Source organism: Stenotrophomonas sp. STK17_22 (assembly GCF_051983905.1).
GTDB classification, from domain to species: domain Bacteria; phylum Pseudomonadota; class Gammaproteobacteria; order Xanthomonadales; family Xanthomonadaceae; genus Stenotrophomonas; species Stenotrophomonas maltophilia_A.
Window position 1 is genome coordinate 4,157,043 of sequence record NZ_CP197010.1, and the last position, 22,725, is coordinate 4,179,767.

At 66.6% G+C, this 22,725-nt stretch carries 17 protein-coding genes; 4 read left to right on the top strand and 13 right to left on the bottom strand.

What is annotated here, in order from left to right; translation table 11 throughout:
* Positions 1-69 precede the first annotated feature (69 nt).
* Positions 70-1,491, top strand: coding sequence for a M28 family peptidase (locus ACSYS9_RS19490; protein ID WP_071228529.1), 1,422 nt, complete (start codon positions 70-72; stop codon positions 1,489-1,491).
* Between the two features lie 106 nt (positions 1,492-1,597).
* Complete coding sequence (locus ACSYS9_RS19495) at positions 1,598-2,587, top strand: hypothetical protein (protein WP_071228528.1); 990 nt, start codon at positions 1,598-1,600, stop codon at positions 2,585-2,587.
* A gap of 103 nt (positions 2,588-2,690) precedes the next feature.
* Here the strand turns inward: ACSYS9_RS19495 and ACSYS9_RS19500 are convergent, their stop codons facing one another.
* The 8 genes from ACSYS9_RS19500 to ACSYS9_RS19535 form a co-directional block, all read right to left on the bottom strand.
* Positions 2,691-3,527 (bottom strand): TrmH family RNA methyltransferase, encoded by an 837-nt coding sequence (locus tag ACSYS9_RS19500; protein ID WP_071228527.1) that lies wholly within the window; start codon positions 3,525-3,527, stop codon positions 2,691-2,693.
* Entirely contained in the window at positions 3,520-5,040 is a 1,521-nt protein-coding gene (locus ACSYS9_RS19505) for an alanine/glycine:cation symporter family protein (protein WP_071228526.1), read from the bottom strand. Before ACSYS9_RS19505 ends, ACSYS9_RS19500 begins: the two co-directional genes overlap by 8 nt.
* 178 nt (positions 5,041-5,218) lie before the next feature.
* Positions 5,219-5,758 (bottom strand): GNAT family N-acetyltransferase, encoded by a 540-nt coding sequence (locus tag ACSYS9_RS19510; protein ID WP_049399968.1) that lies wholly within the window; start codon positions 5,756-5,758, stop codon positions 5,219-5,221.
* Positions 5,751-8,876, bottom strand: a complete 3,126-nt coding sequence (locus tag ACSYS9_RS19515; protein WP_071228525.1) for an efflux RND transporter permease subunit — start codon at positions 8,874-8,876, stop codon at positions 5,751-5,753. The genes ACSYS9_RS19510 and ACSYS9_RS19515 overlap by 8 nt, the downstream gene beginning before the upstream one ends.
* Positions 8,873-9,979, bottom strand: a complete 1,107-nt coding sequence (locus ACSYS9_RS19520) for an efflux RND transporter periplasmic adaptor subunit (RefSeq protein WP_071228524.1) — start codon at positions 9,977-9,979, stop codon at positions 8,873-8,875. Before ACSYS9_RS19520 ends, ACSYS9_RS19515 begins: the two co-directional genes overlap by 4 nt.
* Positions 9,980-10,256: 277 nt before the next feature.
* Positions 10,257-12,320 carry a TonB-dependent copper receptor gene (locus ACSYS9_RS19525; RefSeq protein WP_071228523.1) on the bottom strand — a complete coding sequence of 688 codons (2,064 nt, stop codon included), beginning with the start codon at positions 12,318-12,320 and terminating at the stop codon, positions 10,257-10,259.
* Between the two features lie 72 nt (positions 12,321-12,392).
* Positions 12,393-12,824, bottom strand: coding sequence for a DUF2946 domain-containing protein (locus tag ACSYS9_RS19530; protein WP_032130216.1), 432 nt, complete (start codon positions 12,822-12,824; stop codon positions 12,393-12,395).
* 602 nt (positions 12,825-13,426) lie between these two features.
* A complete protein-coding gene (locus tag ACSYS9_RS19535; protein WP_043403003.1) occupies positions 13,427-14,410 on the bottom strand; it encodes a LysR family transcriptional regulator in 984 nt (327 codons plus the stop codon).
* Positions 14,411-14,617: 207 nt separating this feature from the next.
* Between ACSYS9_RS19535 and cysK the strand changes: the two genes are divergently transcribed.
* On the top strand, positions 14,618-15,577 hold the full coding sequence (cysK, locus tag ACSYS9_RS19540) for a cysteine synthase A (RefSeq protein ID WP_014038293.1): 960 nt from the start codon (positions 14,618-14,620) through the stop codon (positions 15,575-15,577).
* Between the two features lie 275 nt (positions 15,578-15,852).
* Positions 15,853-16,452 (top strand): O-acetyl-ADP-ribose deacetylase, encoded by a 600-nt coding sequence (locus ACSYS9_RS19545; RefSeq protein ID WP_032127873.1) that lies wholly within the window; start codon positions 15,853-15,855, stop codon positions 16,450-16,452.
* 91 nt (positions 16,453-16,543) lie between these two features.
* On the opposite strand, the gene ACSYS9_RS19550 is transcribed toward ACSYS9_RS19545, so the two are convergent.
* The 5 genes from ACSYS9_RS19550 to ACSYS9_RS19570 form a co-directional block, all read right to left on the bottom strand.
* Positions 16,544-17,692 (bottom strand): ABC transporter substrate-binding protein, encoded by a 1,149-nt coding sequence (locus tag ACSYS9_RS19550; RefSeq protein ID WP_071229428.1) that lies wholly within the window; start codon positions 17,690-17,692, stop codon positions 16,544-16,546.
* A 129-nt stretch (positions 17,693-17,821) separates the two neighbouring features.
* On the bottom strand, positions 17,822-18,826 hold the full coding sequence (locus ACSYS9_RS19555) for a class I fructose-bisphosphate aldolase (RefSeq protein WP_010481439.1): 1,005 nt from the start codon (positions 18,824-18,826) through the stop codon (positions 17,822-17,824).
* 196 nt (positions 18,827-19,022) lie between these two features.
* Positions 19,023-20,489, bottom strand: coding sequence for a pyruvate kinase (gene pyk / locus ACSYS9_RS19560; protein WP_032127871.1), 1,467 nt, complete (start codon positions 20,487-20,489; stop codon positions 19,023-19,025).
* 180 nt (positions 20,490-20,669) lie between these two features.
* Positions 20,670-21,323, bottom strand: coding sequence for an HAD hydrolase-like protein (locus tag ACSYS9_RS19565; RefSeq protein ID WP_071229429.1), 654 nt, complete (start codon positions 21,321-21,323; stop codon positions 20,670-20,672).
* Entirely contained in the window at positions 21,320-22,495 is a 1,176-nt protein-coding gene (locus ACSYS9_RS19570; protein ID WP_071229430.1) for a phosphoglycerate kinase, read from the bottom strand. Before ACSYS9_RS19570 ends, ACSYS9_RS19565 begins: the two co-directional genes overlap by 4 nt.
* Between the last annotated feature and the right edge of the window lie 230 nt (positions 22,496-22,725).

Below are 22,725 nucleotides of genomic sequence, written 5' to 3' on the forward strand. Positions count from 1 at the left end.
ACCTCCCGCCCATGCGCCGGCCTGAACGACTGTTAAGCTCCAAGGCTTGGTCCCTTCCCGGAGCTGTCCATGCGTCGCCGCGTCCTTGCCATCGCATCCTCCCTCGCCCTGCTGGCCGCCCCGGCCTTCGCGGCGCCGCACACCACCACCCTGCCCCCGGCGTCGCTGTCCACCGCTGCGCAGCTGCGCGACCAGGCGCTGGCCGATGACACCGGCTGGAAGGTGGTTGAATCGCTCACCACCGAAATCGGCCCGCGCATCGCCGGCAGCGAAGCCGACGCCCGCGCCGTGGCCTGGGCCGAAGCCAAGTTCAAGGCCCTCGGCTTCGACAAGGTGTGGAAGGAACCGGTGACGTTCCCGAAGTGGGAGCGCCGCAGTGAACACGCCGCGGTGACCGGCAGGAACCCGCAGCCGCTGCAGATCACGGCGCTGGGTGGCAGCCCGGGCGGCACCGTTGAAGCCGAAGTGGTCCGCTTCGCCGACCTGGCCGCACTGCAGGCCGCACCGGCCGGTTCGCTGAAGGGCAAGATCGCGTTCGTCGATTACCAGATGCTGCCGTTCCGCGATGGCCGCGACTATGGCCGTGGTGGCGCGATCCGCAGCAAGGGCCCGTCCGAAGCAATCCGCAAGGGCGCGATCGGTTTCCTGATGCGCTCGGCCGGTACCGACTCGCACCGCGTGCCGCACACCGGCATCACCCGCTTCGACGACGGCCTGACCCCGGTGCCGTCTGCAGCACTGTCGGTGCCCGACGCCGACCAGCTGGCCCGCCTGCTGGCACGTGGCAGCACCACGGTGAAGGTGGCGCTGGACTGCGGTTGGGATGGCACCGCCACCTCGTACAACGTGATCGGTGAGATCACCGGCCGCAGCCTGCCGAAGGAAGTGGTGGTGATCGGCGGCCACCTGGATTCCTGGGATCTGGGCACCGGCGCGGTGGATGACGGCGCAGGCGTGGGCATCACCATGGCTGCGGGCCATCTGATCGGCCAGCTCAAGCAGGCGCCGAAGCGCACCATCCGCGTGATCGCCTTCGCCAACGAAGAACAGGGCCTGTATGGCGGCAAGGCCTACGCCGAGGCGCATGCCAAGGACGTGGCCCTGCACCAGCTGGCGGCCGAGAGTGACTTCGGTGCCGGCCGCATCTATGCCTTCAATACCGGTTCGCCGAACCCGGAAGGCTCGCGCGAAGCGACGAAGCAGATTGCCGAAGTGATGAAGCCGCTGGGCATCGAGTACCAGGCCGACAAGGGTGGCCCGGGCCCGGACGTCGGCCCGTTGGCCGCCAAGGGTGGCGCGTGGGCATGGCTGGCGCAGGACGGCTCGGACTACTTCCACCTGCACCACACCGCCGACGACACGCTGGACAAGATCGACCCGAAGGCGCTGGCGCAGAACGTGGCTGCATACACCGTGTTCGCGTACCTGGCGGCAGAGGCCGATGGCAACTTCGGCAGCGAAGCCAAGGCGACCACGCCGCCGAACGAATGATGCGGTGACGACGGAAGACGCCAATTTTCAGGTTTGGCGTCTTCTCCTCTTCCTTTCATCTGCCGCCCTCCCGCATGAAGGCATCCCATCATCAAGGAAAATGCCCATGGAAGGTTTCGAAATGCTCGACAAAATGGAATTCCACTTGGGATTCCACAGCGCCCATCCATTCTGGCTGGGAGAACGCATCGACATCTACGATCCCGAACAGAATGATTGCCTGCGCGGCATTATTCCGGAGGTGAGGGCAAGCCTTCAGACCGATCAATTCGATGCGGCAATCTGCGTCAACGGTCTAATGCTTTTGCACGTGCATCACCTTTCTCGAACCACACCAGACATGAGCGTTGCAGGTGATTTTGATCAGTCCGCGCTATGGATGGATCGACATCTGGATTACGCCAACGCACTGCAGTTGTGCCTGGAATCAGAGTCGATAAAGCATCCGGACTCCTACGAAGTTTCCGCTACAGCAACCCGTGCTAACGACATCTGCAAGATCGGATTTCTCGATGGCTTCCCGGTGAACGTCAGTTTTGGCAGCGCCCGCACCTTGACGACGGTCATGCATGCAATGTCGCGATGGGTTTCCGACGGCGCACTGGCCCCGTCTCCTCTCGAAGCACCCGGCTGGAGGATTCCACACGAGGTAGTTGATGTGGAGGTTGCGCGTCTTGCGCTTCAGAAGTTCGCGCTCATTGCACGCGACGAACATCGCGTTACCTGGCTCTCTTATCTACTCAAAGCCAAAACTGCATACTCCGACAACGACTACAGAATGTCGTTCGTCCTGTCGTGGTTCGTCATCGAATCCTCCCTTCGATGGCACTGGATGATGAAGAATCCGGGAAGCGCGGAATCTCCCAAAACCTGGAAGCTCATCGACAATCTTTGTGAAGGAGGACCGCTTAGCGACCAGCATAAGCCAGCTCTCACTTATCTGCGCAATCTGAGAAACCAGCTCATGCATAATCCCGCCGACACCACTTGCCAGCCCGGACAATGTTTCGAGGCTGGAGAGATGGCGTGCGCTCTTGCGTTGCTGAGCGCCAACGTGGAGCTCGTAACCTCCTGGCAGACGAAAGTGCAGTTCTAGCCCGTACGTTGCTGGAATAGCGTCCCGGCTCGTTCACTTCCCGAGCCGAGACACTTCAAACGGCCCAGGGTTCAGCTCAACTCGACCTGGCCCCCTGCCGTTCTCACCTCATGCGTCGACTGGCCCACTGCGCGAGCAGCACGGCGGTGGCCGAGGCCACGTTCAGGCTTTCCACCGCGCCGCTGCCGGGAATCGAGACCTGCAGGTCGCATTCGCTGGCAAGGCTGCGGTCCATGCCCTCGCCTTCAGCGCCCATCACGTACACAAGACGCGACGGCAGCGATGCGCGGAACACGTCGTCGCCACCCTCAACGAGGGTCGCAGCCAGCCCGAAGCCGGCTGCACGCAGCTGCGCCATCGCCTGGGCAGTCTCCGGCAACTGCACCAGCGGCACCGACTCCGCACCACCCTCGGCCACGCGTGCGGCGGCACCGGACAACGCCAGCGTGCTGCCGGACGGCAGCAGCAGCGCCTTGACACCGAAGTGCGCGGCCGAGCGCAGGATTGCGCCGAAGTTGTGGGGATTGCCGACACCGTCCAGCCACAACGCCAGCGCCGAGCCTTCGCCCAGATCCTCCAGCCACTGCGCCAGCGGCACGACGGGCGCGCGCAGCACGTCGGCCACCAGGCCTTCGTGGTGCGTGGTAGCGGCCAGCTTGTTGAGGTCGCCCTCCTCCACCACGCGGTAGCCCACACGGTTGGCCACGCACCACTTCAACACAGGCTGCATGCGCGGAATCAGCGCATCCACCAGGTACAGCTTGCGCAGTGCCTGCGGGCGCTTGGCGAACAGGGCCTGCACGGCGTTCCAGCCGTACAGGCGCAGTTCGTCGTTGCCCCGCCCCGGCGGTGGCGGGGTGCCGCCCTCACGCGGCGGCAGCGGGGTGGCCCGCGGCGGTCGCGACGACGGACGGCGGGCATTCTTCCAGGGATCATTCACTACGGGACAACTCCAGCTTGCGTTGACGCCAGAAATCGGCGTTCTTGATGCCCAGGGCATCGGGGTCGAAAATCGGATCCAGGCCCAGCTTCTTCTGCCGCTCGTAATCGCGCAGGGCCAGCATGGCCGGCTTCTGGATGATGAGGATGGCAATGATGTTCAGCCAGGCCATCAGGCCCACGCCGATGTCACCCAGCGCCCAGGCCAGGGTTGCATTATGGAACGCGCCGAACACCACCATGCCGATGATGCCCAGGCGCAGCACCAGCACGGTCAGCGGGCGCTTCTTGTTGTGGTTGACGTAGGTCAGGTTGGTTTCGGCCATGTAGTAATAGGCCATGATCGTGGTGAAGGCGAAGAAGAAGATCGCGATCGACACGAACGCCGAGCCCCAGCCCGGCAGCACGGCTTCCACACCCGCCTGGGCGTAGCCCGCGCCTTCCGGAATGCCGGCCAGGCCCTGGAAGATCGGCGGGGCGCCGGCACCTGCCGGCGAGTACACGTTGTAGGTGCCGCTGGCCAGGATCAGGAACGCGGTGGCGGTGCACACCATCATGGTGTCGAAGTAGATGGCGAAGGCCTGCACGTAGCCCTGCTTGGCCGGGTGCGAGACTTCCGAGGCGGCTGCCGCGTGCGGGCCCGAGCCCTGGCCGGCTTCGTTTGCGTAGATGCCGCGCTTGATGCCCCACTCCACCGCCAGGCCCATCATCGCGCCGAACGCGGCGTGGGTGCCGAAGGCGCTGCTGAAGATGATGCCGAACATCTCCGGCACGCGATCGTAGTTGATGATCATGATGACGATGGCGGTCAGGATGAAGGCTGCCGCCATGAACGGCACCACCACTTCGGCGAAGTTGGCGATGCGCTTGACGCCGCCGAAGATCACCACGCCCAGCAGCAGCGCCACCACGATGCCGATGCCCAGCTTCAGCGCCTGCACCGACTCCATGCCCATCGTCTGGCCATCCAGCGGACCACACAGCGCGGTGCCACGGCAGGCGTTGATGATGCTGTCGGCGATGGCGTTGGCCTGCACGCCGGGCATCAGGAAACCGGCCGCAATGATCGTGGCAATGGCGAAGACCAGCGCGTACCACTTCAGGCCCATGGCCTTTTCGATGTAGTACGCCGGGCCACCACGGTAGCGGCCTTCGGCGTCCTTGGTCTTGTAGATCTGTGCCAGCGTACATTCCACGTACGAGGTGGATGCGCCGAGGAAGCCCATCACCCACATCCAGAAGATCGCACCGGGGCCGCCGAAGGCGATGGCGGTGGCCACGCCGGCGATGTTGCCGATACCCATGCGCCCGGCCATCGACATGGCCAGGGCCTGGAAGGACGACACACCGGCGTCGGATTTCTCACCCTTGACGGTGAGGCGGCACATCTCGAGGAAGCCGCGGATCTGCATGAAGCGCGTGCGCAGGCTGAAGAACAGGCCGGCGCCCAGGCACACGAAGATCAGTGCCTTGCTCCAGATGATGCTGTTGATGAAATGTACGGTAGCTTCCACGCGCGCTCTCTCCAGTCGGCGGGTTGTAAGGACGTCCCGTCGGCTGGAGGGGACCGGTCGATTCTCCCTGATCGAAGGCCGCTGCGGTAGCGCTGTGTTGTAGAGCCGAGCCCATGCTCGGCGTGGTGATGACGGCGGCCGAGCACGGCCTCGGCTCTACCGCGGCCGGCCCGCGTGTTCAGGGCAGCTGCGTGCGCACCCGGGCGAAGCGGCGCAGGTCGTGCAGCACCCCGCGCTTGTAGACCGCGCAGCGGTCCACGCCTTCTTCCTGGAAACCGTTCTTTTCCAGCACCCGGGCCGAGCCGAGGTTGAAGTCGACCACCCCGGCCTGCAGCCTGAACAGGCGCAGCTCGTCCATCACCCAGGGTGCGAACAGGCCGACCACCCGGGTCATCAGCCCCTGGCCCCAGTAGGCCCGGCCGAGCCAGTAGCCCAGTTCCGCCATGTGCCCGCGCTCGGCACTGCCCTGCTGGGCCCCGACGCTGCCGCAGGCCTGGCCGTCGATCTCGATGGCCAGGTTCAGGGTGCCAGGGGCCAGCACGCGACCGGCGAGGAAGGCCTCGCCATCCTCGCGCGTGTACGGGTATGGGAAACGATCACGCAGGCCCCGCGATACCTCGGCGTCGTTGGCATGGCGCAGCAGCGATTCCAGATCATCCGGGCGCCAGGGGCGCAGTTGGAAGCCGTCGCCTCGCAGCACGGTGGTCGGATCAGGCATGCCCACCCACCGACGGCGACTCCGCCTCCTGCTTCTCCAGCTCGCGCTTCACCGCTTCCGGCGAGCGGGTGTAGGGCGCCAGCCGCGCGTAGAACGCCGGCACCACGAACAGCGACAGGAACGTCGAGAGGGTCACACCGAAGATGATCACGATGCCGATGGTGCCACGGCTGGCCGAACCGGGGCCACCGGCCACCACCAGCGGAATCGCGCCGACCACGGTGGCGATCGAGGTCATCAGGATCGGGCGCAGGCGCACCATCGCCGATTCGATGATCGCCTCGCGCACGGTTCTTCCGTCGTCACGCAGCTGGTTGGCGAATTCAACAATCAGGATGCCGTTCTTCGCGGCCAGGCCGACCAGCATGACGATGCCGATCTGGCTGAACAGGTTCACGGTACCGCCACTCACCCACAACCCGACCAGCGCGCCGAGCACGCCCAGCGGCACGGTCAGCATGATGGTGAGCGGGTGGATGAAGCTCTCGAACTGCGCGGCCAGCACCAGGTAGACCACCAGCAGCGCCATGGCGAAGGTCAGCAGCACCGCGCCACCGGCACTCTGGTATTCGCGCGATTCGCCCTTCCAGTTCACCTGTGCGTACTGCGGCAGCTCCTCGCGCGTGACCTGCTGCGCCCAGGCAATGGCTTCACCCAGCGGATAGCCCGGCGCCAGGCCCGCGTTGATGGTGATCGAGCGCAGGCGGTTGAAGCGGTTCAGGGTGCCGGCCTCGGCCACCTCACTCAGCGTGACCAGGTTGGACAGCGGCACCAGTTCGCCGGACGTCGCGCGCACGCGGATGGCGGCCAGGTCGGCCGGGCTGGCACGGCCATCGCGACCGGCCTGCACCAGCACGTCGTACTCTTCGCCGTTGTCGACGAAGGTGGTGACGCGGCGCGAGCCCATCATGGTTTCCAGTGCCGAACCGATCGCGGTGACCGGCACGCCGAGGTCGGCCGCACGCTGGCGGTCGATGTTGACCCGCATCTGCGGCCGCGTTTCCTTGTAATCCGAGTCCGGGCCGACCAGGCCGGGGTTGTCGGCCATGCGCAGCAGGATACGGTCGCGCCACTGCGCGATCTCGGCATATTCCGGGCCGCCCAGCACGATCTGGAACGGCTGCCCGCCGCTGCGCACCAGGCCACCGCCCACCTGCGTACGCACGCGCACGCCGCGGATGGTGTCCAGTTCCTTCTGCAGTTCGTTGGCCACTTCCGGCGTGCCTTCGCTGCGCTGGCGCCACGGCTGCAGGAAGATGCTGACGCGGCCGGTGTGCATTTCCTCGCTGGCACCCCAACCACCGGGCACGCGTGGATTGGCGCGCACGATCGGTTTGTCCGGGCCAACATGCGGTGCCAGCATCGATTCCACCTGCTGCACCTGCTGCACGGTGTAGTCGTAGCCGGCGCCTTCCGGGCCGTCGATCATGATCTGGAACGAACCGCGGTCTTCGGCCGGCGCCAGTTCCGACGGCAGCAGCTTGAGCAGGCCCCAGCTGGCGGCCAGTGCGGCCACCATCACCAGCAGGTAGATCCAGGTGCGGTCCACGTGGTGGTCGAGCACCCGCCCATAGGCCCCGGCCAGGCGTTCCAGGTTGCGGTTGATGAAGCCATGCAGGCCACGCGGTGCCTGCCCGGTATGCGGCTTGAGCAATTTGGAGGCCATCATCGGCGTCAGCGTCAGCGCCACAAAGGCGGACAACGCCACCGCCGCCGCCAGCGCCACTGCCAGTTCGCGGAACAGGCGCCCGGTATTGCCTTCCAGGAACCCGACCGGCAGGAACACCGCCACCAGCACCGCGGTGGTGGCGATCACCGCAAAGGCGACCTGCGTGGTACCGCGCTTGGAGGCGACCAGCGGGGGCTCGCCCAGGTCGATGCGGCGCTGCACGTTCTCCACCACCACGATCGCATCGTCCACCACCAGGCCGATGCACAGCACCAGGGCAAGCAGGGTCAGCAGGTTGATCGAGAAGTCGAACGCATACAGCGCGATGAACGCGGCGACCAGGCAGACCGGCACCGTCACCGCCGGAATCAGCGCAGCGCGGAAGCTGCCGAGGAACAGCCAGATCACTGCCAGCACCAGGATCATCGCCTCCACCAGCGTGGCGTAGACGCGGTCCACCGCGGCTTCGATGAAGGTGGTGTTGTCGAAGGCAACGAAGATCTGCGTGCCCTTGGGCAGGGTCAGCGCGACCCGTTCGGCTTCAGCGCGCGCAGTACGCGCCACGTCCAGCGAGTTGGCGGTGGAGGTCTTGACGATGCCCAGGCCGATGCCCGGCTCGCCGTTGCTGCGGTAGTACGCGCGGCGCTCGGCCGAGGCCAGCTCGATCTTCGCCACATCGCCCATGCGCACCACGTAACCGTCACGACCCTTGCCCAGCGGGATGGTCGCGAAGTCTTCGGGCTTGATGTAGTTGCGCTCCACGCGCAGGGTGAAATCGCGGTCGGTCGATTCGATGCGGCCGGCCGGCAGTTCCACGTTCTCGTTGCGCAGCGCGGTTTCCACGTCGCCGGTGGTCAGCCCGCGCGCCGCCAGCTGGTCACGGTCCAGCCAGATCCGCATCGCATAGCGCTGGCGGCCGCCGATGCGGACCTGGGCCACGCCATCGAGGCTGGAGAAACGATCGACCACGTAGCGGTCGGCGTAGTCGCTCAGCTCCAGCGTGTCCATGGTCGAGGAGACCATGTTGAACCAGATGATCGGGTCGGCATCGCTCTCGACCTTGGCGATCTCCGGCGGACGCGCTTCCTCCGGCATGCGGTCGGCGACGCGGCTGACCGCATCGCGCACATCGTTGGCCGCCGCTTCGATATCGCGGTTGGAGGTGAATTCGATGCTGACCTGCGAGCGGCCGTTGGTGCTGCGCGCGTTGATCGTATCGATGCCTTCGATGCCGGCCAGCGCATCTTCCAGCACCTGGGTAATGCGGCTTTCGATGACCGCGGCCGAAGCGCCGGTGTAATCCACCGATACCGAAACGATCGGCGGATCGATGGCGGGCAGTTCGCGCAGTGTCAGGCGGGTGAAGGACATCACGCCCAGCACCAGCAGCAACAGGCTCATCACCACGGCGAACACCGGCCGCTGGATGGAGATGTCGGACAGCTTCATCCGCCGTGGCCCTCGGCCGCGACCGGCGCCGGTGCATCAGCCGGCTTGGCACCCGTAGCCGGTGCCGCGTCCTTGGCTGCGACCTTCAGGCCCGGGCGCAGCTTGCCGGTGCCATCGACCACGATGCGCTGGCCCGCTTCCAGGCCCTGCCTGATCTCGACCACGCCGGCACGGCGCGCGCCGGTGACCACATCCACGCGCTCGACGCTGTCGTCGGCGGTGATGCGGTACACGAAGGTATCGCGACCGACCTGCACCACGGCGATTTCCGGAATCACCAGCGCCGGGCGCTCGGGGTGGAACAGGCGCACGTCCAGCAGCATGCCCGGGCGCAGGGCATGGTCGCCGTTGGCGAAGTCGGCACGTACGGTCACCGCACGGGTAGCCGGATCGATGCGTGCGTCGACGGTGCTGACCACGCCCTCGAAGGTACGGCCCGGCCACGCCACGCTGGTGGCACTGACCTTGTCACCGACGCCGAGCGCGGCCAGTTCCACTTCCGGCACCTGGAAATCGATGTGCATGTGTTCGATGTCGTCGAGCGTGGCGATCACCGTGGTCGGCGTCAGCAACGTGCCCGGGCTGACCTGGCGGATGCCGAGCACACCGGCGAACGGTGCACGCACGCGGCGGTCACCGATGTCCGACTGCATCTGCGCCACACGCGCCTCGGCGGCATCGCGGATCGATTTCTGCGTATCCAGCGTGGCGCTGGACACCAGCCGCTGCGTGGCCAGCTCGCGCTGGCGCCTGTACAGCTGGTCGGCCTCATGGAAGGTGGCCTGCGCCTGCACCAGCGCGGCCTCCTGGGCCTGCCCGCGCAGGGTCACGATCGGCGCACCAGCGGCAACATGCTGGCCGCTTTCGAAGTGCACCTTCTCGACGATCTCGCTGACCTTGGCGGTGACGCTGATCGATTCGCGCGCCTTGGCCGTACCCAGTGCCTGCAGCGTGTCATTCCACTGCGTGGACTGCACGACCTGCGCGGTGACCGGCACCGCTTCTCCCTGCCGACGGGCGGCGGCCTCCTGTTTGCCCGCGCACCCGGCCAGCACGGCCAGGCTGAGGCCAAGGGCCAGGGTCGAAGCGATGCGAGCCAACATGAACGGTCCTGAGTGATCCACGGCCGCCGAGTGTAGGCAAGCGCCCACAGAAGCGATATGTGCCAAGCGTTTACTGGCGTGGAACCGGCGTCGCGATAGCGCCGTGAACCCGTTCCGTGCAAGGCTGACCGCAGCGGTGTCGGCATGTGTCGAGGTGTATCCAGCCGTGCACCGCAGGCGTTGCCATCGTAGAGTCGAAGCTGCCCGGCAGAGGGCGTCGGGCGGGGGCGGATCCTGGCGGGGATCCGGCCCCGGTTTTTTTTTTACACCCGGCGGATTAGTACCGGTAGTTCACCTTCATCCACATGCTGCGGCCCGGCTCGTTGATGCGCACCGGGTCAGCCGGAAAACCGAAGTCGGCGCTGCCGGCCAGATTCAGGTGCTCGCTGTAGGCACGGTCGAACAGGTTGTCGACGCCCGCGCTGAGCTGCAGCTGCGAACTGAAGCGGTAAGCAGCGTTGAGCGCGAAGGTGGCGAAGCCGGCACTCGGCCCCAGGTCCTGCGCGACCACATTGCCTTGGCCATTTGCGACACGATGCTGGTGGGTCACCGCGCGCAGCAGCGCACCGGCACTCCAGCGCTGGCCTTCCCAGTTCGCGCTCAGGCGTGCTTCCAGTGGTGGCATCTGCGGCAACGGGCGATGCTGGTCGCGGTTCTCGCCCCAGGCATAGGCCAGCGTGCCGCCCAGCTTCCACTGCTCGGCCACGCTCACTTCCAGGCCCGCCTCGGCACCAGCGATACGTGCATCAACGTTGCGGGCCTGGCTCATGCCCATCATGCCGCTGCCGTGGTAGGTGAACAGAATGTAGTCCTGGATCTGCCCGGCGTACGCCGAGACCCAGGCCTGCACACGGGGCCCCTTGTATTGCATGCCCACATCAAGCTGGGTGGTGCGCTCGGGCTGCACGCCGGTGAACGCGTTCACCGCACCGGCCGGGCCGTGGTTGGGCGAGAACAGCTCCCAGTAGTCGGGCATGCGTTCACTGTGGCCGAGGCCGGCGTACCAGGTCAGGCCATCGGCCAGGTCCTGCTCGTAGCGCAGGAAGCCGCTGCCAAGCCATTCCTTGCGCGTTTGCCCGGCCGTGGGATTGGGTCGGTTGCCCATCATCCCGCGCACCGACTGCCGCTCATCGCGGACGCTGGCGCGGTCGATGCGCAGGCCGCTGATCCAGCGCTGGTCGGTGCCCGCACCCAGGGTCAACTCGGTGAACACGCCATAGCGGCGGAAGTTGGCATCGGTTTCCCAGGCGGCCTGGCGGTAGGTGTCGCGGCCCATGCCCATGCGGCCACGATGGCGGCTGTCTTCGCCATCCATACCCGCCACCAGCTGCACATCCTGCCAGCGCCACTCGGAACTGACCCGGCCGCCCTGGGTACGGCGATCCACGTTCGACGCCATCGGCATCGGCATCATGCTGTTCGGGTTCGGCGTGCGCAGCGTGTAGTTGTCCATCACATGGTCGGCGTTGTTGTAGTACACGTTGGCCTGCAACGTGTCCCATGCCCCCGGCAGGTTGCGCTTCTCGAAACGCGCCGCGTAGCTGGTGCGTTCGAACGCGGCACCGTCCATGCCACGGCCCGCGTAACGCGCGATCGCATCACCGGCACCGGCGGAAATTTCCAGCAGCGTGTCGGCATCCGGCGTCCAGCCGATGGCCACGTCGCCGTTCCACTTGCGCCACTTCGATGGCACCACGTCACCGTGGCCGTCCTTGTAGTCATCGGCTTCGGAACGGTTGCCGCTGGCGCGTACGTAGCCTGTCGGGTTACCCAAGGTCAGGTCCAGCACCTGGTCGTTGCGGTTGCGCGAACCGACCAGCGCACTGGCATCGGCACGCAGGCCCGGCTCCTCGAAGCGCGGCGTATCGCGCTCGAAACGCACGGTGCCGGCCGACGCGCCCGCCCCCCAGCGCACGCTCTGCGGGCCCTTGATGATGGTCAGCCGGTCGAAGCTTTCCGGCGCGATGTAGGACAGCGGATTGTCCATGCGCGACGGGCAGGCACCGATCAGGTTGCCATCGTTGCTGAGGATGTTCAGGCGCGAACCGAACATGCCGCGCAGCACCGGGTCACCGTTGGTGCCGCCGTTGCGGATGGCGGAGAAACCGGGAACGGTCTTCAGGTAATCGGCACCGTCGCTGGCCGGCACCGGCTGCCGCGGCAGGCGCGGGTCGGTCACCCAGTGCAGCGGGGACGACGGTGCGGCGGCGGTGACCACCATCGTGTCGAGGGTACGTGCCTCTTCGGCAGGCGCAGCGTGGGCCAGTGACGCGGCCACGGCCAGGCCAAGGGCAACCGGCAGGCGCGCGCAGGCGCCCGCGGGGCGGGAAGTCATTTTCATCGGAACAGCTCCAAAGTACGCACGCGCGCACGGCGCCCGGTCAGGCGTCGTGCGGCAGATTCGATAGGGATATCAGCGGACGAAGGAGAGGCGCGGCGGCCCGCGCGCGGCATGCGCCGGCCAACGCAGCGCCGGCAGCACCTGCTGCGACCACGGGAACACCAGCCGCGGCCGCCACAGCAGCGGCAACAGCAGCACCAGCACCGCCAGCCACGGCAGCAGGCGCATGGCCAGCACACAGTATTCGCAGGCTTCGCCGTGCATGGCGTGGGGGTCGGGCGGGCGGCTGGGCGCGGCCGGCGCGGCGCCGTGCTGATCGTGCCCGGCCATGGCCATGTCGTGCATGTCATGGCCCATGGCGGCGTGGTCCATGCCTGCCATCGCGGCATGCTCCATCGGCTGCGCCTGCAGCGCGCGGCTGACCAGCGGCGCAAGCACCATCAACAGCGTCGCCAGGACGGCGAGCTGGAGCAGGAGGCGCTGCGGGCGGGACAGGCGGGTCACCCCGCTAGTGTAGAGCCGGGTCCAGGGTTGCCCGTGCGACGAACCGTCGCAGGAGGGGTTTTTCGGCAGGGCTGCGCCCTGCACCCGCAGAGGCCACGTCCACGGCAAGAGCCGAAGCAACATCAAAAGCTGGCTTCCTGTGAGTAGGCGGGGTGGGTCCGGTTGCGGGGGCCGCTGCAAGTACGTCCATGTAAGCTCGGTCGCCGCATCCATGCGGCTCACGCCCCCGCAACCGGACCCACCCCGCCTTCGACAGATTTCTGCGATCTGCAGTAGATCCACGCCATGCGTGGATGAATCTCCATCGGAATCGAATATTTCGAATTGGAATCGAAATGCATCCACGCATGGCGTGGATCTACCGTGTCGACCAAGGTCGACACCTACCAACAGCCGCCAGGATCTGTCAGAGGTGGGGCGGTGTCGGAGTGCGGGGTGTCAGCCGCATGGATGCGGCTGCCAAGCTTACAGGGACGTACTTGCAGCGTCCCCGCACTCCGACACCGCCCCGCCAACCCACGGAATGCCGCTTCTGCTGTTGCTGTTGCTGTTGCCTTTGTCCGCAGCAGGTGCAGGGCTGCAAGCCCTGCTCGACCAACCCCTCACACCGTGATGGTCTGGGTCAGTGACTCCCACGTCGGTGGCACCGGCCACGCCGCCGCCTGGTTGCCATCCAGCACCCTGCGCAGATCACGCGGATCGATCTGCGGTGCCAGCACGTGCACCAGCTCCAGCGCGTAATCACGCAGCACGCGATCGCGAGGCAGCACCGCCCAGGCAATGCACTCAGTGATCGGCTCCGGGGCCGGCCACGACCTCAGGTCTTCGTCGTTGGAACTGACCGCCATCTCCGCCAGCAGGCCCACGCCCAGACCGGTACGTACGTAGGTCTTGATCAGGTCGGCATCGAGCGCGGTCAGCGCCAGATCCGGCACCAGGCCGTTCGCAGCGAAGGCGCGCTGCAACGAGGAATTCGGCCGGGTCGAGGATTCGTAGCTGATCAATGGCTGCCGGGCCAGCGCGGCCAGGTCTGGGGCGCGGCCGGCGCGGTCCAGCGGGTGGCCCTTCGGTACCACCACCAGGCGCCGCCAGCGGAACAGCGGCACCGCGATGCCATCGGTGGGCTCACCGCCAGCGGTGCTGATGATCGCAATATCGGCATCCCCCTGGTTCAGGCGGTCCAGCGCGTCGGCTTCACCGGCCTGCTGCAGGTGCACGCTCACCTGGGGATAGGCCTGCTTGATCGCTGCCACCGCCGGCGGCAGCACGAAGCGCGCCTGGGTGTGGGTGGTGGTCAGGATCAGCTGGCCCTGGCTCTCGCGGCGCTGGTTGGCCGCGTAGGTGCGGATGTTGTTGGCCTCGGCCAGCACCGCGCGGGCGCGGGCGATGACCTCGGTGCCGGCCGGGGTGACCGACTCCAGGCTGCGGCCCTTGCGCACGAACAAGAGGAAACCCAGCTCGTCCTCCAGCTGCTTGAGCTGCTTGGACAGACCGGGCTGGGTGGCGTGCACGCGCGAGGCGGCCAGCGTGATGTTCAGCTCGGCGTCGGCGATGGCAACCAGGTAGCGCAGCTGGGTCAGCGTCATGGGAGGCAGGCGGCGTGGGGCGGAGGTCCACTCTAGGGTCAATTGCCGTCACCAGCTTATAACCAAAGGTTGTTTAAGAAAGGTATCTGGTCATTTCCGGGCGTCATATGCCGGCGCTACGGTCAGCCGGCAGCCGCTGGCCTGAACAGCCAGCCCTCCCCCTTCGCCCGCCGAAGCCCGGCGCGGCCCCGTTTCCGGAGCGCTTCCATGGCCCTGTACGACTCCATCCTCGATACCGTCGGCAACACCCCCATCGTCAGGCTGCAGCGCCTGGCGCCCCCGCAGGTCAGCGTCTACGCCAAGGTCGAGTCGTTCAACCCGGGCGGTTCGGTGAAGGACCGTCTGGCGCTGGCGATCATCCTCGACGCCGAGGCACGCGGCCTGCTCAAGCCGGGCGACACCATTGTCGAAGCCACTTCAGGCAACACTGGCGTGGCACTGGCGATGGTCGCCGCCGCGCGCGGCTACAAGTTCGTGGCCACCATGGTCGAGACCTTCTCGGTGGAGCGCCGCAAGCTGATGCGCGCCTATGGTGCCAAGGTGATCCTGACCCCGGCCGCCGAGCGCGGCAGCGGCATGGTGCGCAAGGCGGCCGAACTAGCCGAGCAGCACGGCTGGTTCCTGGCCAGCCAGTTCGCCAACCCGGCCAACCCGGCCTACCACCGCAACACCACCGCCGCCGAGATCCTGCGCGATTTCGCCGGCAAGCGGCTGGACTACTTCGTCAGCGGCTGGGGCACTGGCGGCACGCTTACCGGCGTGGGCGAAGTGCTGAAGGTCGCGCGCCCGCAGACCCGCATCATCGCCACCGAACCGGCCGGCGCCGCGCTGCTGAAGGGCGATGACTGGAAGCCGCACAAGATCCAGGGCTGGACCCCGGACTTCGTGCCGGACGTGCTCAACCGCGATGTGGTGGACGAACTGGTCTCGGTAGAAGATGACCGCGCGATCGCCACCGCGCGTCGCCTGGCTGCGGAGGAAGGCATCTTCGTCGGCATTTCCGCCGGCGCCACCGTGGCGAGCGCGCTGGACGTGGCCGCCCGCGCTGAACCGGGCTCGGTGATCCTGGCAATGCTGCCCGATACCGGCGAGCGCTATTTCTCCACACCGCTGTTCGCCGATGTGAATGAGGGTTCCGACGACGACTGGCTGGCCGGCCTGCCGTGATGCATCGGGTCGGATCCCTTTCCTGCAGGGAAAGGGCTCTGACCCGGTTTGCCAGAACCATGGATCGCAGGGGTCAGAGCCTTTTTCGTGCGGGAAAAAGCTCTGAGCCCTTTCTGCTTCAGCCTGCGTGAAGGCGTCGCCCGCCATCGTGCGTGAAGGCCGTCGGATCGCAGCGCGTGAGACGGTCATGACGCAGTATCGATGCCCTGTCCCCTACCGTGGGAACAGCCGGCGCAGATGCTGCGCGGAACACCTCACAGGCAGGAGACGGACGCATGAAGATCGAAGTTTGGCAGGGCGATATCACGACCCTGGCGGTGGATGCGATCGTCAACGCGGCCAATGAAACACTGCTCGGCGGCGGCGGCGTCGACGGCGCGATCCATCGCGCTGCCGGGCCGGCATTGCTGGCCGAGTGCGAGCAGTTGCCGGAACTGCGTCCGGGCGTGCGTTGCCCGACCGGCGAAGTGCGCGCCACCGACGCTTACGCATTGCCTGCGCGGCATGTACTGCACACGGTGGGCCCGGTCTGGCACGACGGCCAGCGCGACGAACCGGCATTGCTGGCCAACTGCTACTGGAAATCGCTGCAGTTGGCCGAGTCGCTGGGCGTGAAGTCGATCGCGTTCCCGGCGATCAGCTGCGGTGTGTATGGCTATCCGCTGTACCAGGCCGCACAGATCGCAGTGACGGAAACACTGGCGTGGCAGCGCAGCCATGCACAGCCGATGCGCATCGTGCTGGTGGCGTTCAACACTGCTACGGCGAAGGCCTACCAGCAGGCATTGAGCGCCGCGGGACAAAGCACGGACAACGAACCGCGCGGATCGATGCTGCCGCCTCTGGGCGATGCGGGCTTCGCCGCTGCGCACTGAACCGCAGCACTTCCGGTAAAAGGAAAGGCCGGGCATTGCCCGGCCTTTCCCGTTGCGGCCTTGAGGTCATCCACGCTACGTGTGGATCACCTCAACGGCTGGCTGCTTCCACCGCAGCAGCGGCGTCATCGGCCACGGCAGCAGCTGCATCCGCAGCGGCGCGTGCGGCCGAGGCGGCAGCACCGTCGGCGCTGGCACCTTCGACCTGCACGCGCACTTCCACCAGGCCCGCACCGTTGTTCAGGCTGGACACGTCGACGGTGTAGTGACCGGCCGGCAGCGTCTCTTCCAGGCGTGCATTGGTGCCATTGCCACCGTCGTCGTCGGTCAGCTCGACGTCGCCGCCGACCACGCGCAGCACGGTATCGACCTGGCTGGAAATCGCATCCAGACGCACGTCGGCCGGACGATCCAGGGTCAGCAGGAAGCGGCGGCGGCCTTCGTTGTCGAGCATGGTGTACGCGCTGCCCGACTTCGGCAGTGCCGTGCCATCGCGATCCACCAGGTTGCCTGGCAGTTCAATGCGGGTGGCCGACAGGGTGAACATGCCATTGACGCCGTCGCCGAGGCCGCGTGCAGTCAGGGTGTACTTGCCCGGCTTCAGCGAGAGGTTCAGGCGCGAGTTGGTGCTGTCGCCGCCGTCATCGTTCTCGTCATCCACGCCCTGGCCGGACAGCTTCAGCACCGGATCGAAGACATCCGAGACGAGGCGGATCTCGTACAGGCCCGCCTTCTCCACCTGCAGGGTGTAGTCCTGCGAGTTGCTGGCCAGCATATCGACGATCTCACCACTGCCCACCAGCGGCTTGCCGTCGTACGGCTTCAGCTTCTCGGCGCGCAGGCGGTACGGACCAAAGGCGCTCGGACCGTTGGCGTTGACCGCCACCTGGTAGGTGCCGCCACCGTTGGCACGGAAGGCCAGCGAGACATCGCCTTCGCGTTCGTAACCGGTATTGCTGGTGGACACCAGGCTGCCGTTGTTGAACACGGCGATCGAACCGGTCAGTGCCCCGGTGAGCTTCAGGCCGACCAGTTCCCTGTCTTCCAGCTTGATCTGGTACAGCTGGTGATGGCTGCCGTCGTTGAAGTTGATGCCGCTGCGCGAGGTGATCTCGCCGGACACCGGCTTGTCGAAATCGAGCGACGCGGCCTTGCCTGCGTCACCACCGCCACCGATGCGGTTGCAACCGCCGGCGATCAGGACCGTGGCGACGGCCAGTGTGATTGCTGCCAAACGCATGTTTTTTCTCCTTGGCCTTCCATGTATGTCCCGCACACCGGCCCGGTGCGTGGGGGCGGAAAAGATACCCGCAAAAGCAAACGCCGGCGTGATGCCGGCGTTGCCCTGTTCATCCTGCGATGGGACGGATCAACCGTTCCACTTGCCCAGCGCGGCCAGGCCGTTGTCCTTGGCGCGCTCGTACACGGTCTTCTGGGCGGCAGCGTAGTTGCCCTTCATGTCCTTGGCCCACAGCTTCAGCGCGGCCTGCTGCATGGCGCGGCCGTAGGAGAAGCTCAGCGGCCACGGCAGGTTGCCCAGCTGGTTCATCGCGTTCAGATGCTCGGTGGACTGCTCGTCGCTCTGGCCACCGGACAGGAACACCACGCCCGGCAGGATGGCCGGCACGGTGCTCTTCAGGCACATCACGGTCGACTCGGCCACTTCCTCGACGTCGGCCTGCTCATCGCAGCCCTTGCCGGAGATGACCATCGAGGCCTTCAGGATGGTGCCTTCCAGCAGCACGTTCTGCTGGTACAGGGCATCGAACAGCGAACGCAGGGTGGCTTCGGTGACTTCGTAGCAGGTCTCGATGTCGTGGTCGCCGTCCATGATCACTTCCGGCTCGACCATCGGCACCAGGCCGCATTCCTGGCACAGGGCGGCATAGCGGGCCAGCGCGTGGGCGTTGGACTCGATGCAGGTGCCCGACGGAATGCTTTCGCCGATGTTGATCACCGCACGCCACTTGGCGAAGCGCGCACCCAGCTTGTAGTACTCCTGCAGGCGCTCGCGCAGGCCGTCCAGGCCTTCGGTCACCAGCTCGCCCGGGCAGCCGGCCAGCGGGTGCGCACCCTTGTCCACCTTGATGCCCGGAATCATGCCGTGGTCGGCCATGTACTTGGCGAACGGCACGCCGTCCTTGGTCGACTGACGGATGGTTTCGTCAAACAGGATCGCGCCGGAAATGTGCTCGTTGAGCTTCGGCGTGGTCAGCAGCAGTTCGCGGTAGGCACGACGGTTCTCCTCGGTGTTCTCGATACCGACGCCTGCGAAACGCTTGGCGATGGTAGCGGTGGATTCGTCGATCGCGATGATGCCCTTGCCCGGGGCAACCATGGCCTGGGCGGTTTCAGCCAGCTGTTCGATGCTCATGTACTTCCTGTGGCGGGTGCGGGAAAAACGTAAGTATAGCCCCGCCGCCCGTTGCACCGACGTGCAGGGCGGTCTGGAAACGATTCCAATGTCCGCACCGGACAGGCGATGTCCTGTTGCGCCGGGTCACGCCCCCTTCGGGGATCTGACCCCGGGTCGGACCCGCGCAGCGGCTCCGACCCGGGGCCGCCTGGGTTTACAGATCGCCCAGGCCGCTGGCGCGGCCGTCTTCGCCCACTTCCAGCAGGCGCAGGGTGTTGGTCGCGCCCAGGGTTTCCATGTGCTCACCGCTGGTGAACACGACGCGGTCACCGGCCTGCAGCAGTTCGGCTTCCACCAGCAGGCGGATGCTGCCGCGTGCGGCTTCACGCGGGGTCAGGCCACGGCTGTCAAAGTTGATCGGGTAGACATCGCGCATCAGCGCCATCTGGCGGCGTGCACCGTCGTGGCGGGTGACCGCGAACACCGGCGCCTTGGCGCGGAAACGCGACAGGTAGCGGGCGGTGCCACCGGATTCGGTCATCGCCACGATCGCGCGCACGCCCACGTGCTGCGACAGGAACATGGTGGCCATGGCAATGGCCTGGTCGGCACGTTCCAGGTTGCGCGGCGAGGCGTTGAAGTCGGTCTCGGTCTGGAACTGGCGCTCTGCACCCAGGCAGATGCGCGCCATCGCTTCCACCGCCTTGACCGGCCAGGCACCGGCAGCGGTCTCGGCCGACAGCATCACCGCGTCCGTGCCATCGATGACCGAGTTGGCCACGTCCAGCACTTCGGCACGGGTCGGGATCGGGCTTTCGACCATCGACTGCAGCATCTGCGTGGCGGTGATCACCACCTTGTTCTGCGCCAGCGAGGCCTTGATGATCTTCTTCTGAAGGCCCGGCAGTTCGGCATCGCCGATTTCCACGCCAAGGTCGCCACGGGCCACCATCACCACGTCGCTGGCCTCGACGATCTCTTCCAGGTTCTCGATCGCCTCGGTGCGCTCGATCTTCGACACCAGCGCGGCATCGCAGCCGTGCGAGCGGGCGATCTCACGCGCGTCGTTCATGTCCTGCGCATTGCGGCAGAACGACACGGCGATGAAGTCGACACCGATCTTGGCGACGATGCCGATCAGTTCCTTGTCGCGCTCGGTCAGCGCGCCCAGCGACAGGCCACCGCCCTGCTTGTTCAGGCCCTTGCGGTCGGACAGCACACCGTCGTTCAGTACGGTGTTGATGATGCGTTCGCCCTGCACTTCCACCACCTGCAGCTGCATCAGGCCGTCGTCGAGCAGCAGCACATCGCCCGGACCCACGTCCTGCGGCAGGCCGAGGTAGCTCACGCCCACCTGGGTGGCGTCACCCGGGCCGGCGCTGGTGCTTGCGATCAGGTCGAAGCGGTTGCCCGCCTTCAGCTGTACCTTGCCTTCGGCGAAGCGCTCGATGCGGATCTTCGGGCCCGGCAGGTCGGCCAGGATGCCGACTTCCACGCCCACGCGGGCCGCGGCAGCGCGCACTTCGGCAGCACGCTTGGCCTGGCCGGAGGGATCGCCATGGCTGAAGTTCAGGCGCACCACGTTGACGCCGGCGCGGAACAGATCCTCCAGCACGCCCGGCGGATCAGTGGCCGGACCGAGGGTGGCAAGGATCTTGGTGCGACGCTGACGCTCGAACATGGTGAATGGGCCTCTCCCGATAAAGAACGGAAATTAGCACATCCTTCACGCCGCATGTATACGGTTACAGCCTTGTGCCGCCTGACTTCGCGGGTCATGGAACGGACATCGGCCGGACATACGCTGGCGCAGGGTGGTGGTGGCGCCGAGCGTGGCCCGGCGCTACCGATCAACGGCGCATCACGCCAGCAGCGTTTCCAGCTGCGGCGGTTCACGGGCCAGCTGCCCGGCACCGGCTTCGGTGAGTTCGGCCTCACCGCCAAAGCCCCACAACACACCGACGCTGCGCAGGCCGTGGTGGCGTGCGCCTTCGATGTCCATGCGGCGGTCGCCGATCATCCAGCACTGCGCAGGCTGCACCTGCAACCGACGCAATGCTTCGCCGACCAGTTCCGGCTTGTGGCTGCGCGAGCCATCCAGGGTCGAACCGACGATCTCCTCGAACAGCCCGCCGAACGGCAGGTGGGCAAGGATGCGGCGCGCGTGCGGCTCGTTCTTGGCAGTGACCACCGCCAGGCGATGGCCACGACCATGCAGCGTGCGAAGGGTGTCTTCCACCTGCGGGTACACCGTGTGCTCGCGCCAGCCCTCGACGTCGAAGCGCTCACGGTAGTAGCCCACCGCCTGTTCCACCCGCGCCGGTTCACCGAACAGCGGCGCGAAGGTGGTGCGCAGCGACGGACCGATCCAGCCCAGCAGGGTCTCCTGCGGTGGCACCGGATGGTCCATCTTCTGCAGCGCATAGGCGATGCAGGCGGTGATACCCACCTGCGAATCGATCAGCGTGCCGTCCAGGTCGAAGAACAGGACATCCTTGCTGCGATCGGCACTCATGCGCCGCGCGCGTCGAGTGCGGCCACCGCCGGCAGGGTCTTGCCTTCCAGGAATTCCAGGAACGCACCGCCACCGGTGGAGATGTAGCTGACCTGCTGGGCGATATCGAACTTGTCGACCGCGGCCAGGGTGTCGCCGCCACCGGCGATGGAGAACGCCGGCGAACTGGCGATGGCACGGGCCAGCGCTTCGGTGCCCTTGCTGAAGGCCTCGAATTCGAACACACCGACCGGACCGTTCCAGACCACGGTACCGGCCTTCCCGATCAGCTGCGCGTACTGCGCCGCGGTCTGCGGGCCGATGTCCAGGATCAGGTCGTCTTCGGCAACGGCGTCGACCGCCTTCACTTCGGCAACCGCGTCCGGCATGAACTGCTTGGCGGTGACCACGTCCACCGGCAGCGGGATATCGGCGCCACGCGCCTTGGCATCGGCCACGATCTTCTTCGCGGTGTCCAGCAGGTCCGGCTCGTACAGCGACCTGCCGACGTTGTAGCCGGCGGCAGCGATGAAGGTGTTGGCGATGCCACCACCGACGATCAGCTGATCGACCTTGCCGACCAGGTTGGCCAGCAGTTCCAGCTTGGTGCTGACCTTGCTGCCGGCGACGATGGCCAGCAGCGGCTTGGCCGGTGCATCCAGCGCCTGCGCCAGCGCGTCCAGTTCGGCCATCAGCAGCGGGCCACCGGCAGCGACCGGGGCGAAGCGGATGACGCCATGGGTCGAGGCCTGCGCACGGTGCGCGGTGCCGAAGGCATCCATCACGAACACATCGCACAGGGCGGCGTACTTCTTCGACAGGGCTTCATCGTCCTTGCCCTCGCCGACGTTCATGCGGCAGTTTTCCAGCAGCGCCAGCTGGCCCGGCTGCACGTCGACACCGTCGACCCAGTCGCGCACCAGCGGAACCTCGCGACCAAGCAGCTCGGACAGGCGCTGGGCCACCGGCGCCAGCGAATCGGCCTCGCTCCACACGCCTTCCTTCGGGCGCCCCAGGTGCGAGGTGACCATCACCGCCGCACCCTGCTCCAGCGCGCGCTTGAGCGTCGGCAGCGAAGCGGTGATGCGCTGTTCGGAGGTGATGCGGCCATTCTCGATCGGCACGTTCAGATCCTGGCGGATCAGCACGCGCTTGCCGGAGAGGTCGAGGTCGGTCATGCGGACGATGGACATGGGCAACTCTTTGGCTCAGGGACGGGATGCCGGGCTACGGCAGACGGCCATTGTATCGGGTGCGGGTGGTGGGAGGGCCGATGCCTGCGGCAGGCAGAGGCGCACGGCAACGGCAACGGCAACAGCAACGGCCGAAGCCAAAGCGCTGGCGCCTTGTGATGCTGGGGCTGGGCCGGGGTGGTGTGGGCTGGCAGGGGACGCCGTAAACCCGTCCTTGGGGGCTTAGCCGC